We start from the raw sequence: 15,183 nt of genomic DNA on the forward strand, positions 1-15,183 counted from the left end.
CTGGGCGCCTACCCCACGAACGCGCGGCCGGTGGCTCAGTGGGCCCGGCTCACATGACGCCGAGGATCTCCGTGACGAAGACGAGGGTGTCGCCGCCGCGGATGCCGGCCTGCGGGACGCCGCGGTCGCCGTAGCCGAGCTCGGAGGGGATGGACAGCAGCAGGCGCGACCCCACGCGCTGGCCCACGAGGGCGTCGTCCCAGCCGCGGATGACCATGCCGACGCCGACCTGGAAGTTCAGCGGCTGGCCGCGGTCGTAGGAGTTGTCGAAGACGTTGCCGCCCCAGATCTGGCCCAGGTAGTTGGCCACGATCGTGTCGCCGGCCTCGACCACCTGGCCGTCGCCGGCGTCGAGCACCTGGACCTGGAGTCCCTCGGGGGCCTCGGGCCCGGGGAAGGTGAGCGTGGGCTTCGTGCCCTTGGCGCCCTCGACGGAGGGCATGTTGGTGTTGATCATGCGGCGAGCCTACGTGAGGCCCCCGGTTCGACGCCGCAGCGGGCCTCGGCCCAGCGCGAACCCGGCGAGCGGGTCAGGCAGTGCCGGGTCGGGAACAGGCCCGAAGCCACCGAGTACACGGCTGGGGCCGGGACGCAGGTCATGCGTCCCGGCCCCAGCCGAGGTAGTGGCGTCAGGCCGGACCGGGCGAACCGGGCCCGGCCCCGCGCCGTGAGCTCAGTCGCGGAAGTAGCTCAGCAGGCGCAGGAACTCCACGTAGAGCCACACGAGAGTCACGACGAGTCCGAAGGCCCCCGCCCAGGCGTAGCGCTGGGGCAGCCCGTTGCGGACCCCGTTCTCGATGGACTCGAAGTCGATCGCCAGGAAGAAGGAGGCCAGGATGACCGCGAGGATTCCCAGCGGAATGCCCAGCGGGATCCCCATGATGGTCAGGGAGCGCAGGCCCCAGGCGCCGGTGGTCAGGCCGGTCACCATGAGGAAGAAGTTGATGAGGCTGAAGATCATGTAGCCGAAGGTGGCCACGACCACCACTCGACGGAACCTGCCCTGGACCCGGAATCCGCCGTAGGAGTAGGCCGCGAGCATGGCACCGAAGGTGGCCAGCGTCGCGAGCACGGCCTGGACGACGATGCCCTCGTAGAGGGTCTCCATCACGCCGGAGATGCTGCCCAGCAGCAGTCCCTCGAAGGCCGCGTAGGCCAGGATGAGGGCCGGGGACGGTTCCCGCTTGAAGCTGTTGACCAGGCCGAGGACGAGGCTGCCGATGACACCGGCGAGCATCGCCATGACGCCCAGGCCACGAGTCGCCGCATCGGTGCTGGTCACCAGGGTCCAGGACAGGGCGCCGGTGGCCAGGATGACGGCGAACATGCCGGCGGTGCGGATGATGACGTCGTCGTAGGTCATGCGGCGCATGTCCGCGTTGGTGGCCGACGGCGCCTGGTACTGGGCCTCCAGGCCGGCCATCTGCTCGGGACTGACCTGGCCGTAGCCGGCCGTCTGCTGACCGTACTGGTTGCTGTACGGGTTGGCGCCCTGCCCGTACTGCTGGCCGTAGCCGGCGGCCTGCTGACCGTACTGGCCGGCCTGATAGCCGGGCATCGTGGGGTAGCCGTTGGGTGTCTGAGCCGGGGCGGTCCCGGGTGCCTGGCCGCCGGCCTTGAAGGCGGTGCTTCGGCTGAAGAAGGGGTTGGACATGTTCCTCTCATCCTCTCTGAGGGGGCTGGGACCGTCGGCCCGGAGAGGCCGCCGCTCGCAGTCCGGTCCGGCCGGAAAGGGCCGGCACCGGAAACTGCGCACATTATGCGCAGCCCCGGCACGGTCAGGGGAACCCATTTCCCTCACAACGTAGCCCTCAGGGGAGAGGTCCCCACTCACGAGCCGGGCGCCGTCGTCTCCTGGGCAGCCTGCGGTGGCTCGCGTCGACCACTCGGTTCTCATCCTCCAGGAGGAGCCTCCTCCCCCTGACGGCCCCGCCCCGACAGGCCCCGGGTTCGTCACCCCGGCCGATTCGCCGACGGCGGCGCGCTCCTAGGCTGGAGCCATCCGGTTGCTCCTTGGGAGAAACCCCTGAACGAACCATGGCGAACCATCCACCCATCCCCTCGTCAGAGGCCCACGTCGAAGAGAGAACATCATGATCGAGGCAGTCAATCTCACCAAGCGGTACGGCAGTAAGACGGCGGTGGACAACATCTCCTTCACCGTCGAGCCCGGCACCGTCACCGGCTTCCTGGGTCCCAACGGGGCCGGCAAGTCCACCACGATGCGCATGATCATGGGCCTGGACAAGCCCACCGGCGGCAAGGTCACCATCAACGGGCGCCCCTACCGGCAGCTGTCGGCCCCCTTGTGCGAGGTCGGCGCCCTGCTGGACGCCAAGGGCCTGCACGGCTCGCGCAGCGCCCGCAACCACCTGCGCCAGCTGGCCGCCTCCAACGGCATCCCCGCCAAGCGGGTCGACGAGGTCCTGGACATCACCGGCCTGACCTCAGTGGCCAAGAAGCGCGTCAAGGGCTTCTCCCTGGGCATGGGACAGCGCCTGGGCATCGCGGCGGCCCTGCTGGGCGACCCCGGCGTGCTCCTGTTCGACGAGCCCGTCAACGGCCTGGACCCCGAGGGCGTCAAGTGGGTGCGTGAGACCTGCCGCCGCCTGGCCGGCGAGGGCCGCACCGTGTTCATCTCCTCCCACCTCATGAGCGAGATGGCCCAGACCGCTGACCACCTCCTGGTCATCGGCCGCGGCCGGATCCTGACGTCCGGCCCGGTCGACGACGTCATCGCCTCGGCCACCACCGACCGGGTGCGCGTGGCCTCCCCTCAGGCCACCCGGCTCGCCGAGCTCATGGCCTCCCGCAACCTGGCCGCCCGCCCCGTGGCCCCCAACGTCCTGGAGACCACCGCGACCACCGCCGCCGCCATCGGTGAGCTGGCCGCCCAGGGCGGCATCGTCCTGCACGAGCTCACCACCATCCGCGCCAGCCTCGAAGAGGCCTACATGACTCTGACCAGCGACTCCGTGGAGTACCGCACCGACCCCGCCTCCCAGGACCGGGCGCAGCCGGCCGTGCCGCAGGGCTCCACCCGGGGTTGAGGCCCGCGCCCTCGACGCGCCGCGCCCGCCATCAACCGCTCCATCCGTCTCACCCCAGAAGGCCCAGCCATGACTACCCACGTCCCCGCACACGCCTCTGCCGCTCCTGTGGCCCAGGCGCCGGCGCGCCCCGCCGTCGGGACCGCCCCCGCGGGCCCCGTCCCGCGTCCGGCCGGCCCACGCTTCCAGGGCCGCCAGACCATCCTGCGCTCCGTGCGCGCGGAGTGGATCAAGTTCTGGTCCCTGCGCTCGACCTGGATCACCTCCTTCATCGCCATCGCCCTGACCGTCCTGTTCGGCGCCGGCCTCACCATCGTCCTCGGGCGGACCGAGGAGTACCAGGACACGGCTAAGAACCTCATCACTCAAGGCCTGACATTCGGGCAGATCGTGGTCGCAGTCCTGGGAGCCCTCATCATCACCGGGGAGTACTCCTCCGGACAGATCCGCTCCTCCCTGGCCGCCGTCCCCAGGCGCGGGCAGCTCCTGGTGTCCAAGGCAGTGGTCCTGGCCATCGTCTCCTTCCTCCTGGGCTCGGTATCCGTGTTCCTGTCCTGGGCGATCTCCAAGCCCTTCCTCGGCGAGCACGCCGGTTCTCTCACCGACTCGCACTACGCCGGCCACATCTGGGGCTCGGGCCTGGTCTTCGCCGTCATCGCCCTCATGGCCCTGGGGCTCGGCTTCCTGCTGCGCTCCACCGCCGGCACCATCACCGTGATCGTCTCCCTCCTGTTCATCATCAGCGGCCCCCTCCAGCTCGCGGCCAGCAGGTGGGAGTGGCTGTTCAAGGTCGTCGGCTGCCTGCCCAGCATCGTCTCCGAGGCCGTCTCCGACCCGTTCCAGCGCACCACCGTGTGGGGCGGACAGGGGCCCCAGTTCCTCTCCCACGGCCAGGCCATCGCGGTCTTCGCCGCCTGGGCGATCATCCCGCTCATCGTGGCCTGGTTCGTCTTCTCCCGGCGCGACGCCTGAGCCGGCCGGTCCCCCACCATCAGCCGGAGGTGATGTCCCATGTCAGCCCCTGCGCCCTCTCACCCGGCCTCCGACCCCTCTTCGCCTCGAGACGACGACGGCGGCGGGCCGCCCGTGGCCCTGACCAACCCCAAGCTCCTGCGGAGCCTCGTCCGCTCCCTGCCCGCGACGCCCTCCCCCGAACCGGAGACCCCCGCCTCCGACCAGGACGGGAAGAGGCCCCATCGTCGGGAACGGGCCCCTCAACCGCACAAGTCGACGTCGATCACGACCCCCTGGAATGACACACTGAGCCCCATGTCCAGCCAGCTGCCGACCCCTCAGCCCGGCCGCACCACCATGCCCGATGAGGACGACCTGGGGCTCCCACCCGAGCCACGGGGCCTGCTGCGCACGATCAGCAAGTGGTACCACCGCCATCCGATGATCGTCGACATCTTCATCGCTACCGGCGTCGTCGCATACGCCTTCTTCACGGGTGCCACGTTTCTACTGCGGCCAAGCAGCCCGGTGAAGGCCCACCCCATCCTGCCCCTGACGTTGATCGCGATCGCACTGGTAGGGATCGCGCTGGCGCTTCGCCGACGCTCCCCTGTGTGGAGCTGGGCCGCCATCCTCCTGATCCCGGAGGTCTATCAGCTCGCAGTCATGCGAGCCTTCCATCTCACGATGGAGCAGCTGCTGTACGCAACCATCGGCGTCAGTGGCATGGGACTGATATCACTCCCCTTCGTCCTGGGCGCCGTCGCCTCGCGCCGCAGGCCGGCCGTTGCATGGACCGCGGGGGCGGTATCCCTGACGGTTCTCATGCTGGACCTCAGCCTGACAACTCCTGGCCTGTCGGTTGGGGAGCTCCTGCGCAACATCTCCATGCTCGTTCTCTTCATCCTGGTCGGCATCCTGGTCGGTTTCAATGCCCGCTCCGCCCGCCTGCGGCTCAAGGCCATGGAGCTGCGCTCGGCCCGAATGGCTCTGGCCAGCGAACAGGCGGTACTGCTGGCGGCCGCCGAGGAGCGCAGTCGCATCGCCCGGGAGATGCACGACGTCGTCGCCCACTCCCTGGCCGTCATGATCACCATGGCCGACGGCGCCGCCGCCACCGTGGAGCGTGATCCGGCCACGGCCAAACAGGCCATGGAAACCCTGGCCGAGACCGGACGCAGTGCCCTGGCCGACACCCGCCGCCTGGTGGGGGTCCTGCGGGAGGACCCCTCAGTCGCCGCCGGGCAGGCCTCCGCCTCGGAGGCCTCGGCGGACTCCCTCTCCTCAGCCGGAGTTCAGAAGGCGGCGCCGCTCCCCGACCAGCCCGACCCCGCAGATCGCCGCTGGAGCCTGAGGGGAAGCAGTGCGCAGGCCCCGGAGCCCTCACCCCCCTCAGGGAGCTCGCCGCCGTCGGCCCACCAGCACGAGGTCCGAGACCTGCCGGTGCCCGAGTTCGCCCCCCTGGGGACGGTCACGCCGGTCGAGCCCAGCGCCCCCATCGCCAGCCTGCGTCAGCAGGCCACCGACGGCGCGGGCGACCGCTCCCGCGGCGACCTGCCCCTGGCCCCCTCCCCCGAGCAGGCCGACATCACCGAGCTCGTCAAACGCTTCGTGGCCGCGGGGGTGCCGGTCACCTACCGGTGGGTGGGTGCGGCGCTCCCGGAGGACAAGGCCCTCCAGCTCACCGTGTTCCGCATCGCCCAGGAGGCCCTGACCAACGTGCTGCGCTACGCCCCGACGACGCCTGCCGTCAGCGTCGACGTCGAGCGGCACATCGGCACCGTGGTCCTCACCGTGGACAACGAGGCCGCCCCCGGCACGCGCCCGATGCACGGATCCGGTAAGGGGCTGATCGGCATGCGGGAACGCGCATCGGTCTATGGTGGGACCGTACAGGCCGGCCCGACACCCACGGGTTGGCGAGTCCGCGCAGTCCTGCGCTGGGACGAGCATGACGAAGGGACTTTCTCATGGCAGACGCCCCTGTGAGCAGCGGCGACCCCCTCCAGCCCGGCGGGTCGGAGCGCCCCGGCGAGGTCAGCGGCCCGGTCAGCGTCGTGCTCGCCGACGACCAGGCGCTCATGCGCATGGGCTTCCGCATGGTGCTGGAGGCCGAGGAGGGCATCACCGTCGTCGGCGAGGCCTCCGACGGGGCCTCCGCCCTGGCCCAGGCCAGGGCCCTGCACCCCGACGTCATCCTCATGGACGTGCGCATGCCCGGCATGAACGGCATCGAGGCCACCGAGCGCATCGCCCAGGAGTGCCCGGGCACGCGCGTGCTCATCCTGACCACCTTCGACCTGGACGAGTACGCCTTCGCCGGGTTGCGCGCCGGGGCCTCCGGCTTCCTGCTCAAGGACACCCGGCCCACCGAGCTCGCCGAGGCCATCCGCACCGTGGCCTCCGGGGAGGCGGTCGTCTCACCGCGCATCACCCAGCGGATGCTGGAGATGTTCGCAGCCTCCCTGCCGAGCTCGGACGCTCCGGAGCAGTCCTCCTCGGATCCGCGGATCGACTCGCTGACCCCGCGCGAGAAGGAGATCCTCGTGCTCATGAGCCAGGGCATGTCGAACGCGGAGATCGCCGCGCGCCTCGTCGTCTCGGCCACCACCGTCAAGACCCACGTGGGCAACGTGCTCGCCAAGCTCGACGTGCGCGACCGGGTCCAGGCCGTCGTCGTCGCCTACGAGACCGGCCTCATGGCCTGAGCCCAGCAGCGTCGCTGAGGCGATTTTGGCTGGGCGGACGGGACAGGCGCTCTTGGCAACCATCCGCACCGCTCGTTCCTCACGGTGCTCCCGCCAGACCCGTCCACGCCTTCGAGCACCTGCCCCACCCGCCCCGCTTGGGCGGCCGCACGTCAGCGGGGGGCGTGGAGACGCTGCTGGGCGTCGTCGAAGCCGGCCGTGACGACCTGCTCGACGGCGTCGGCGGCCTGCTCCAGGGTGACGCCGAGGTCGGCGCGCTCGCGGCCGGGGAAGTCGGACAGGACGAAGTCGGAGGGGTCCTGGCGGCCCGGCGGGCGGCCGATCCCCACGCGCAGGCGCGCGTAGTCCTTGGTGGAGATGGACTTGCTGATGGAGCGCAGGCCGTTGTGACCGCCCTCGCCGCCGCCGCGCTTGAGGCGCAGCTCGTGGGCGGGCAGGTCGAGCTCGTCGTGGATGACGAGCAGGCGGCTGGCGGGGTCGATCCCGTAGTAGGAGACGAGCCCGGCCACGGGGCCGCCGGAGAGGTTCATGAGCACCGAGGGCTCGGCCAGGATGACGCGGGGACCGGGGGCTCCGCCGGGCATCATGCCCAGCCTGCCCTCGGCCACGCGGGCGCGGGCCTTCTTGTGCTGGGTGAACCGGGACCCGGTGCGCTCGGCCAGGACGTCGAGCACCATGTAGCCGACGTTGTGGCGGTTGCGGGCGTACCGGGTCCCGGGGTTCCCCAGCCCGACGACGAGCCAGGCCTCACTCATGCGCACCGTCCCGGGGCGAGCCCGGCGCGGGCGGCGCGGGTGGTGCGGGAGGCGCCTGCCGGCGCGTCGTCATGGCTGGACATGTCAGTCACGCGCGATTCACTCGGCCTCGGCCTCGGCGGCGCCCTCGGCGGGGGCGTCCTCGGGGACCTCGGAGGCGACGACGTGCTCGTTGGCCACGTTGACCACGGCGGTCTCGGCGTCGGCGACGGCCTCGACGCCCTTGGGCAGGGTGATGTCGGCGATGGTCAGGACGGTGCCGGCGGCGACGCCGGTGACATCGACCTCGATGGCCTCGGGCACGGAGACGGCCGGGGCGGAGACCATGACGGTGGCGGCCTCGATCATGTGGATGGTGCCGGGGGCGGCCTCACCGATGACGGTGACCGGGACCTCGACGTCGACGCGCTCGTTGCGGTCCACCAGGAGGAAGTCGACGTGCTGCACGCCGGGGCGGATGGGGTGGCGCTGCACGTCCTTGGCCAGGGCCAGGAGGGTCTCGCCGCCGGCGATGTCGAGCTCGACCAGGGCGTTGTCGTTGCTGCGCAGGGCCAGGCGGGTGGCGTGCTCCTCGAGCAGCAGGTGGCGGGGCTCGGTGCCGTGGCCGTAGACGACGGCGGGGACCTGGCCGGCGCGGCGGGCCTGGCGGGCCGAGCCCTTGCCGAACTCGGTGCGGTCCTGGGCCTTGAGGGTGATGGCGTTGTTGGCCATATGGCTCTCCTTGCGGATGAGGCGGGGCCCGGTGCCCCGCGGCTGATGGTGGTCCGGCTGGGCGCGACGACGCGCAGTACCGCCAGGTACCACCACGTCGATCACGGATGCGCGCCGTGCTGGCGCGTCCCTCGCCGGGGCAACGTGGGCAAGACTACGGCATGGGCGGGGCGGGCGAACAGCCGGGCAGCCGGTGAGGCACCCCACCTGACGGGCTGGCGGGTTGGCGGGCCAGGCACACGAGACCGGACCGGCTCGCACGTTCGTACCTTAGGTCGCGCAGTCGAGGGTTAAGGGTACGACCGCGAGACCTAACCTACGACCGCGCGGATGCATCGGCCGGGGGCTCAGAATATGTACTCGTTGGCCATGAGGATCAGGAGGTTGGCGTCAGCGCAGATGGCGACCTGCTCAGTGTCAAAGGAGGACGACTCGGAACGACTCGGGTCATCCTGCATCATGTGCTTGACGTCGAGGATCGTATCGGCCTTCTCCTTGAGGACCGTGGTGAACACCTTGCCCTCGGGGACGTACTGGCGCAGGTCGGGGTAGATCCCCGGGAGCGGATCGGCCGTGCCGCTCGAGGCCTTAGCAAGGGCCCGGGTGCTGGCGGGCTCGAGTGCCAGCACCCCGTGTATCCATATCGGGCGGTCCGGCGCGGGCAGGAGCTCGCGTTCCTCCTGCCAGTACTGCGCGACCCAGTGGGCGGAGGAGATGGTGACGCCCGGCATGCGTCTGTCGAGGCGTCCCAGGTCGGTCCGGATCTCCAGCTTGTCGGGAACGTACTCGGTGAAGCTCGCGAAACGGCCGTCCGACGTCGGCGTCGCACTCGACCGCGATCGGCCGTCCTGCGCTGAGGCGCAACCGCCCAGCACCAGCGCCGCCCCGCCAGCAAGACTCATGCCGACGACGCCGCGCCGCCCGTACTCGGCCATGCTCGCCCTCCTTCGTTCCCGCTCCCGCCTGCGACCCGACCTGCCGGGCGGTCACAACGCTACGATGAAGACTACTCGTGCGGTACAGCTGGCGGCCCGTCATCGCTGCGGCCGGCGGCGGACATGTGTCCACACATCCCGGCCACGGGGACACTCGAGCAACGAGGGGCCGGGAGTCCTGAGGAAGTGCACAACCCCGAGCCCGACAGCGCCCGCTCGTATCGTTGGCAGCAGTCCCATGCCCGCCTACCGGAAAGCAGTCCATGAGGTACTTCGCCGAGTACATCGTCGGCAGGAACGGTCCCATCGACGCCTTCCTGCAGCCCCAGACCCCACAGCTCGTCGTCGAGGAGGTCGCCCGCAAGCTCACCTCGCCCGCCTACCTGGACGGCGCGAGGCACTTCGCCGTCGCGGTGTGGGCGCTGCCCGAGGGGATGACGCATATGGACGAGGTCCCGGAGTCCTCCCCGGCGCGGGCCACCTTCATCCAGTGCGGCGGCTCGGCGGCCGCCATGAGCGTCGAGATCCGCGTGACCCACGAGGACGACTCCTACGAGCACTACGCCGTGGCCCGCGAACCCATCGCCGCCCCCGGAACCTGGACCGCAGTGACCTGGGACAACGGGGGTCCCGAGCCCTTCTCCCTGCGCCTGCACCCCGAGGAGGTCTTCACCGGCGAGCAGGCGGTCCCCGTCTTCCGCGCCTACATCGAGGAGGGGACGCTTCCACCCGCACAGCTCCTGCGCAGGCTCGACGTCTAGCCCCACCGGGCTCCGCGCGTTCGTACCGTAGGTGCCGGGATCGTACCTTTACCCCTCGACGGCGCGACCTAGCCTACGAACGCGCAGGTGCGGACCATCGCTCAGGCCCGCAGGAGCTCCAGGCAGCGGCGCACGTCCTGGATCGGCATCTGGCCGGGGGCGGATGCCCGGGTCTCCCCCTGCTCGTCGGGGACGACGGCGAAGGTCAGCGCCGACCCGAAGGCCGGCGCCACGCGGCTGACCGCCCCGAGCGCCCCCATGGACATGGCGGCCACGGGCACACCCGGGCCGGCGCCCTCCCCCGTGCCCGCCGTGGCCCGCGCGCACACGCCCAGGAGACGGGCGACGTCGTCGGCACTGGTGGGCCATACGGCGATCTTGGCCAGGTCGGCGCCCTCACAGGCCATGCGGGCCAGGACCTCCTCGAGGACCTCATCAGCGGGGGTCGCCTCGAAGTCGTGGAAGGAGGCGACGACGTCGATGCCCAGTCCGTGGGCCTGTGCGCAGACCCGTCTCAGGCAGCCGCGCTGGACCTCGACGTCGATGGCGGCCGGGCGGCGCTCGGGCGCCCAGTCGGCGAGCCCGTCGAGGACGGAGCACAGGAGGGCGCCGTAGGCGGCGTCGTCCAGGCGGGCCCGGCCCCCCTCTGCGGCGGTGCGGCAGGTGAGCAGCACGGGGGCGGAACCGTCGGCGTCAGCGCCGTCGGCGGCGTCGATGGCCTCCCCCAGTCCCCGCAGGCACTCCAGGACCCGGGCGGCGGCCGCAGCCGCGTCCAGCGGGTCGGAGGCGGCCAGGGCGCCGGCCTCCTCGAGCAGGTCGACGCGCAGCTCGAGGACGTCGGCGCCGGCGTCCACGGCGCTGCGGGCCTGGGCCCGCGCGTGGGCGAGGCGCGGCCCGGTCAGGGAGACGGCCACCGCGGGCAGGCCACCGGGGCACGGGATGCTGCGTCCGCCCCAGGTCAGCGACGTCGCGCTCACGCCCGGGCCCCTTCGACCGGCCCCGGATCGGGCACGAGCGACAGGGCGATGCCGTCGAGGATGTCGTAGAGGCTGGTGGCGACGTGCGCCAGCGGGCGCCCGCCGGCGGTGGTCCGCTCCACGACGCGGGTGACGACCTCGCTCCACACGAGGGCTCCGGCGGCGATGACGTCGCGGCGGCCGGGGGCCAGGTAGCCCCAGGAGGCGCGCTGCTCGGCCGTGGAGTGGACGATCGCCTCGCAGGAGGCCAGCACGGCCTGCGGGCTCAGCTCGGCACCGTTCAGCGCCCGAGGGTCGAAGGCCTGAAGATCCAGGGCGTGGGCGGTGACAGTGGTGATGGTGCCGGCCAGGCCGATCAGCCTCCCCGGGGCGGACAGGTCGACGACCCGCTCGGCCTCATCGAGCAGGCCGCGCACCTCGGCCCGGGCGGCGGCCTCGGCCTCGGGGGTGACTCCGCCTGCCAGGAAGCGCTCGGTGATGCGCACGCTGCCGGTGTCCAGGCTGATGGCGGCGCTGGGGGCGTCCACGCCCAGGACCAGCTCGGTGGAGCCGCCCCCGAGGTCGACGACGAGTCGCGGCGCCGGCGCGCACTCGCCCCGCCCCGGCGCCGGCGTGTCCGCTGCCCCGCGGGCGCCCAGCAGCGAGCCGGTGAAGGACAGGCGGGCCTCCTCCTGGCCGCTGACGACCTCCGGCTCGATGCCCAGCAGGCGCCTCACCCCGGCCACGAAGTCCTCACGGTTGCGGGCGTCACGGGTGGCGGAGGTGGCCACGAAGCGCCGCGCGTCGCCCCCGGCGGCGACGCCCAGCTCGGTGCAGTCGGCGGCGTAGGAGGCCACGGCCGCCAGGGTGCGCTCCAGGGCCTCGGGGTCGAGCAGACCGGTGCGGTCCACGCCCTGCCCCAGGCGCACGATCTCGTTGCGACGGCGCAGCACCTCCAGGCGGGGGCGCCCGGAGTCGTCGCAGCGGGCCTCGGCGATGAGGAGGCGGATGGTGTTGGTGCCGCAGTCGATTGCGGCGACGCGGGTCATGGCGGCGGCCTCCTGGGCTCGGTCGGGAAGGAAGGAGCAGGGCGGGTGAGAGTGGGGCTCCTGCCTCAGGGCTCCTGGACGTACCTTAAGGCGCCGTCCCCGGGACCGTCAGGTACAGCCACGAGGACGCGCAGCCGCCCCCGGCAGGCGATCGAGTCTCAGGGGGCTCGAGGCCCGTGCGACCGGTGTCCCTGCCGTTCAGCAGGAGCAGCGCTCAGGATCCCACAGTCCGCGCTCGCGCAGTGCCTCCAGCGTGCGGTCGCCGATGGGGTTGACGCCGGCTCCGGCGGCCAGGGCGTGCCCGAGCAGGGCGTGGAGGCACTTGACGCGCGTGGGCATGCCGCCGGCGGAGACCCCCTCGATCTCAGGGACCTGCCCGAGCTCGGCGCGGCGGGCCAGGTAGTCGACGTGGGCGGCGGCGTAGGCGGCGGCCAGCTCGGCGTCGGCGGCCAGGTCGGCGTTGAAGGTCTCCATGAGGTGCTCGGCCTCCAGGGTGGAGCAGCCCTTCACGGCGGCCGGGTGGGTGAGGTAGTAGCTCGTCGGGAAGGGGGTGCCGTCGTCGAGGCGCGGGGCGGTGCGCACCACGGTGGGGCGCCCGCACACGCAGCGGGCCGCGATGGCGACGACTCCGCGCGGCACCCGCCCCAGCTGCTCGGCCAGGGCCTCGAGGTCGGCCGACGACACCGGCTCCTGCGTCTGAGGAGTGAGGCTCACGGGGTCTCCTTCGTCTGCGGGGTGGCGGCCGGTTTCGGCGTGGTCCTGGGCGGATCCGAGGGCGCCTGGTTGGGCTCGCCGGTCGGCAGATCCTTCTGGGCGGGGTTGAGGGTCTTACCGTCCGCCCCGTCCTTCGATCCTGCCGGCGCAGTGCTGTCGGTCTGGCCGGCGGCCCGCGAGGAGTCCCGGAGCTTCTCGTACCAGGGGGCGTCCTGGGCCCCCTGGGTGGCCCCGCCGCCGGCCCCGGCCTGCCTCATGGAGTCGGCGCCGACGACGACGTAACTGGTGTCGCCGGGCATGACGTAGCCGAGGCGCTCACGCACCTGGGAGCGCACGTAGGTGTCGTCCTTCCACTGGGCCAGCTCGTTCTCCAGGGCGGTGGAGGTGTCGGAGGCCTCCTTGATCCTGTCGACGACGGCGTCGTACTGGGCCTGCTGGGACAGGTAGGCGCGCAGGGAGGTGAAGATGACGACGAAGGCCAGCAGGCACACGACCGCCAGGATGACGACCCTGGGCGGCAGGGCCCGCTCGGGCGCCGTCGTCGGCAGACCCCGGGACCGGGAGCCGGACGATCCGGAGCCTGCCCCGGCCGCGGAGGCCGCCCGCTCGGCCGGGACCTGACGGGGCCGGGCGCCGCCGGCGACGCGGCGCGTCCCGGACTGGCTGGAGGAGGGGCGGCGTGGAGTCATACCGGCATCCTGCCTCACCAGGGCGCATGTGATAGCGCACCCCACCGGGCGCGTTGCTCACGCTTCACTCATCACCCGCCCCTGATGGACGCGCAACGGCACCGTTCCGCAGACGACGCTTCGGGGCAGGCGGGAGAACCCGTCTGCCCCGAAGCGGTGGGGTGCGTCGTCGTCGAGCCGTGGCTGAGGCGTCGCGTCAGTCAGCGGCTCGACGACGGCAGGCCGCCGTCAGGCTCAGGCCTGGAAGCGGGGGAAGGCGCCGGCGCCGGCGTAGACCGCGGCGTCGCCGAGGGCCTCCTCGATGCGCAGGAGCTGGTTGTACTTGTTGACGCGCTCGCCACGGGCGGGGGCGCCGGTCTTGATCTGGCCGGAGTTGGTGGCCACGGCCAGGTCGGCGATGGTGACGTCCTCGGTCTCACCGGAGCGGTGGGAGGTCATGGACTTGTAGCCGGCGCGGTGGGCCATCTCGACGGCCTCGAGGGTCTCGGTCAGGGAGCCGATCTGGTTGACCTTGACCAGCAGGGCGTTGGCGGCGCCGAGCTGGATGCCCTTGGCGAGGCGCTCGGGGTTGGTGACGAAGAAGTCGTCGCCGACGATCTGGACCCTGTCGCCGATCTGCTCGGTGAGGTGCTTCCAGTCGTCCCACTCGTCCTCGGAGAGCGGGTCCTCGATGGAGACGATCGGGAAGTCGGTGATGAGCTTCTCGTAGTAGTCGACCATGTAGGCGTTGTCGCGGGCCTCGCCCTCGAACTGGTAGGTCTTGGTCTTCTCGTCGAAGAACTCCGAGGAGGCGACGTCCATGGCCAGGGCCACGTCCTTGCCGGGCTTGTAGCCGGCCTTCTCGATGGCCTCGACGATGAGCTCGAGGGCCTCGCGGTTGGAGTCGAGGTTGGGGGCGAAGCCGCCCTCGTCACCCAGGCCGGTGGACAGGCCGCGGTCCTTCACGACGGCCTTGAGGGCGTGGTAGACCTCGGCGCCCATGCGCAGGGCCTCACGGAAGGTGGGGGCGCCGATGGGGGCGATCATGAACTCCTGGATGTCCACGTTGGAGTCGGCGTGGGAGCCGCCGTTGAGGATGTTCATCATGGGCACGGGCAGGACGTGGGCGTTGGGGCCGCCGACGTACTGGAACAGGTCCAGGCCGGCGGACTCGGCGGAGGCCTGGGCGGCGGCCAGGGAGACGCCGAGGATGGCGTTGGCTCCGAGCTTGCCCTTGTTGGGGGTGCCGTCGAGCTCGATCATGAGCTGGTCGAGGCCGCGCTGGTCGGCGGCGTCGAAGCCGATGACCTCGGGGGCGATGATGTCGTTGACGTTGGCGACGGCCTTCTCGACGCCCTTGGCGCCGTAGCGGCTCTTGTCGCCGTCGCGCAGTTCAACGGCCTCGAAGGCACCGGTGGAGGCGCCCGAGGGGACGGCGGCGCGAGCGGAGGCACCGTCCTCCAGAAGGATCTCGACCTCGAGGGTCGGGTTGCCGCGGGAGTCGAGGATCTCGCGGGCGTGAACGTTCTCGATGAGGGCCACTTGGTGCTCCTTGCTGAGGGGGTCGTGATGCGGTCGTCGGCGTCGGGCACACTCGCGCGCGACTGCCGAATGCAGGTCCAGCCTAGCGGCCCCGCCATCGCACCACGAGGGCAATGGTCCCGAGGAATGCACAGTGTTCACGCCCGGCGAGAAACACTGGACGACGGCGGCTCCTCGGTTCCGCCGTCGTCCTGGTCGCTCTGAGCGGCCCTACCGGCCGCTGGTCTCGGGCTGCTCGGCGCCCTGGCCGCCCTCGCCCGCAGCGCCGCCGCCCTGGCCGGTCTCGCTCTGCCCGTCGGTCTGACCGGAGTCGGCGGGCTGCTGACCTCCCTGCTGGGGAGCCTGCTGCTGCGGATTCTGCTGCTGTTGTTGCGGGGCCT

At 71.7% G+C, this 15,183-nt stretch carries 15 protein-coding genes; 5 read left to right on the plus strand and 10 right to left on the minus strand.

The window, feature by feature from the left end; genetic code table 11:
• Positions 1-49: 49 nt before the first annotated feature.
• Positions 50-457 (minus strand): FKBP-type peptidyl-prolyl cis-trans isomerase, encoded by a 408-nt coding sequence (locus tag BKH32_RS03435; protein ID WP_075248639.1) that lies wholly within the window; start codon positions 455-457, stop codon positions 50-52.
• A 216-nt stretch (positions 458-673) separates the two neighbouring features.
• A complete protein-coding gene (locus tag BKH32_RS03440) occupies positions 674-1,654 on the minus strand; it encodes a Bax inhibitor-1/YccA family protein (RefSeq protein WP_075248640.1) in 981 nt (326 codons plus the stop codon).
• Between the two features lie 439 nt (positions 1,655-2,093).
• On the opposite strand from BKH32_RS03440, the gene BKH32_RS03445 reads away from it, so the two are divergent.
• From BKH32_RS03445 to BKH32_RS03460, 4 genes are all read left to right on the plus strand, one after another.
• Positions 2,094-3,050 carry an ABC transporter ATP-binding protein gene (locus BKH32_RS03445; RefSeq protein WP_075248641.1) on the plus strand — a complete coding sequence of 319 codons (957 nt, stop codon included), beginning with the start codon at positions 2,094-2,096 and terminating at the stop codon, positions 3,048-3,050.
• Positions 3,051-3,119: 69 nt separating this feature from the next.
• On the plus strand, positions 3,120-4,022 hold the full coding sequence (locus tag BKH32_RS03450) for an ABC transporter permease (RefSeq protein ID WP_081376673.1): 903 nt from the start codon (positions 3,120-3,122) through the stop codon (positions 4,020-4,022).
• Positions 4,023-4,061: 39 nt separating this feature from the next.
• Positions 4,062-5,993: a sensor histidine kinase gene (locus BKH32_RS03455; protein WP_256690690.1), complete on the plus strand. Its 1,932-nt coding sequence runs from the start codon at positions 4,062-4,064 to the stop codon at positions 5,991-5,993.
• A complete protein-coding gene (locus BKH32_RS03460; protein ID WP_075248642.1) occupies positions 5,975-6,712 on the plus strand; it encodes a response regulator in 738 nt (245 codons plus the stop codon). Before BKH32_RS03455 ends, BKH32_RS03460 begins: the two co-directional genes overlap by 19 nt.
• A gap of 152 nt (positions 6,713-6,864) precedes the next feature.
• Here BKH32_RS03460 and pth read toward each other — a convergent pair whose 3' ends face one another.
• From pth to BKH32_RS03475, 3 genes are all read right to left on the minus strand, one after another.
• On the minus strand, positions 6,865-7,467 hold the full coding sequence (gene pth / locus BKH32_RS03465) for an aminoacyl-tRNA hydrolase (RefSeq protein ID WP_075248643.1): 603 nt from the start codon (positions 7,465-7,467) through the stop codon (positions 6,865-6,867).
• Between the two features lie 99 nt (positions 7,468-7,566).
• On the minus strand, positions 7,567-8,178 hold the full coding sequence (locus BKH32_RS03470) for a 50S ribosomal protein L25/general stress protein Ctc (RefSeq protein ID WP_075248644.1): 612 nt from the start codon (positions 8,176-8,178) through the stop codon (positions 7,567-7,569).
• Positions 8,179-8,525: 347 nt separating this feature from the next.
• A complete protein-coding gene (locus BKH32_RS03475; RefSeq protein ID WP_081376674.1) occupies positions 8,526-9,113 on the minus strand; it encodes a hypothetical protein in 588 nt (195 codons plus the stop codon).
• 263 nt (positions 9,114-9,376) lie between these two features.
• On the opposite strand from BKH32_RS03475, the gene BKH32_RS03480 reads away from it, so the two are divergent.
• Entirely contained in the window at positions 9,377-9,874 is a 498-nt protein-coding gene (locus BKH32_RS03480; protein ID WP_075248645.1) for an NTP pyrophosphohydrolase, read from the plus strand.
• A gap of 101 nt (positions 9,875-9,975) precedes the next feature.
• On the opposite strand, the gene BKH32_RS03485 is transcribed toward BKH32_RS03480, so the two are convergent.
• From BKH32_RS03485 to eno, 5 genes are all read right to left on the minus strand, one after another.
• Entirely contained in the window at positions 9,976-10,851 is an 876-nt protein-coding gene (locus tag BKH32_RS03485) for a type I 3-dehydroquinate dehydratase (protein ID WP_075248646.1), read from the minus strand.
• The gene (locus BKH32_RS03490; protein WP_075248647.1) at positions 10,848-11,879 is read right to left on the minus strand and encodes an exopolyphosphatase; all 1,032 of its coding nucleotides are present in this window, start codon (positions 11,877-11,879) and stop codon (positions 10,848-10,850) included. The genes BKH32_RS03485 and BKH32_RS03490 overlap by 4 nt, the downstream gene beginning before the upstream one ends.
• Before the next feature lie 198 nt (positions 11,880-12,077).
• Complete coding sequence (locus BKH32_RS03495; protein ID WP_075248648.1) at positions 12,078-12,593, minus strand: DUF501 domain-containing protein; 516 nt, start codon at positions 12,591-12,593, stop codon at positions 12,078-12,080.
• Complete coding sequence (locus BKH32_RS03500) at positions 12,590-13,282, minus strand: FtsB family cell division protein (protein WP_075248649.1); 693 nt, start codon at positions 13,280-13,282, stop codon at positions 12,590-12,592. The genes BKH32_RS03495 and BKH32_RS03500 overlap by 4 nt, the downstream gene beginning before the upstream one ends.
• 234 nt (positions 13,283-13,516) lie before the next feature.
• Entirely contained in the window at positions 13,517-14,803 is a 1,287-nt protein-coding gene (eno, locus tag BKH32_RS03505; RefSeq protein WP_075248650.1) for a phosphopyruvate hydratase, read from the minus strand.
• Positions 14,804-15,183 lie beyond the last annotated feature (380 nt).

It is taken from the genome of Actinomyces oris, assembly GCF_001929375.1.
GTDB classification, from domain to species: Bacteria; Actinomycetota; Actinomycetes; order Actinomycetales; family Actinomycetaceae; genus Actinomyces; species Actinomyces oris_B.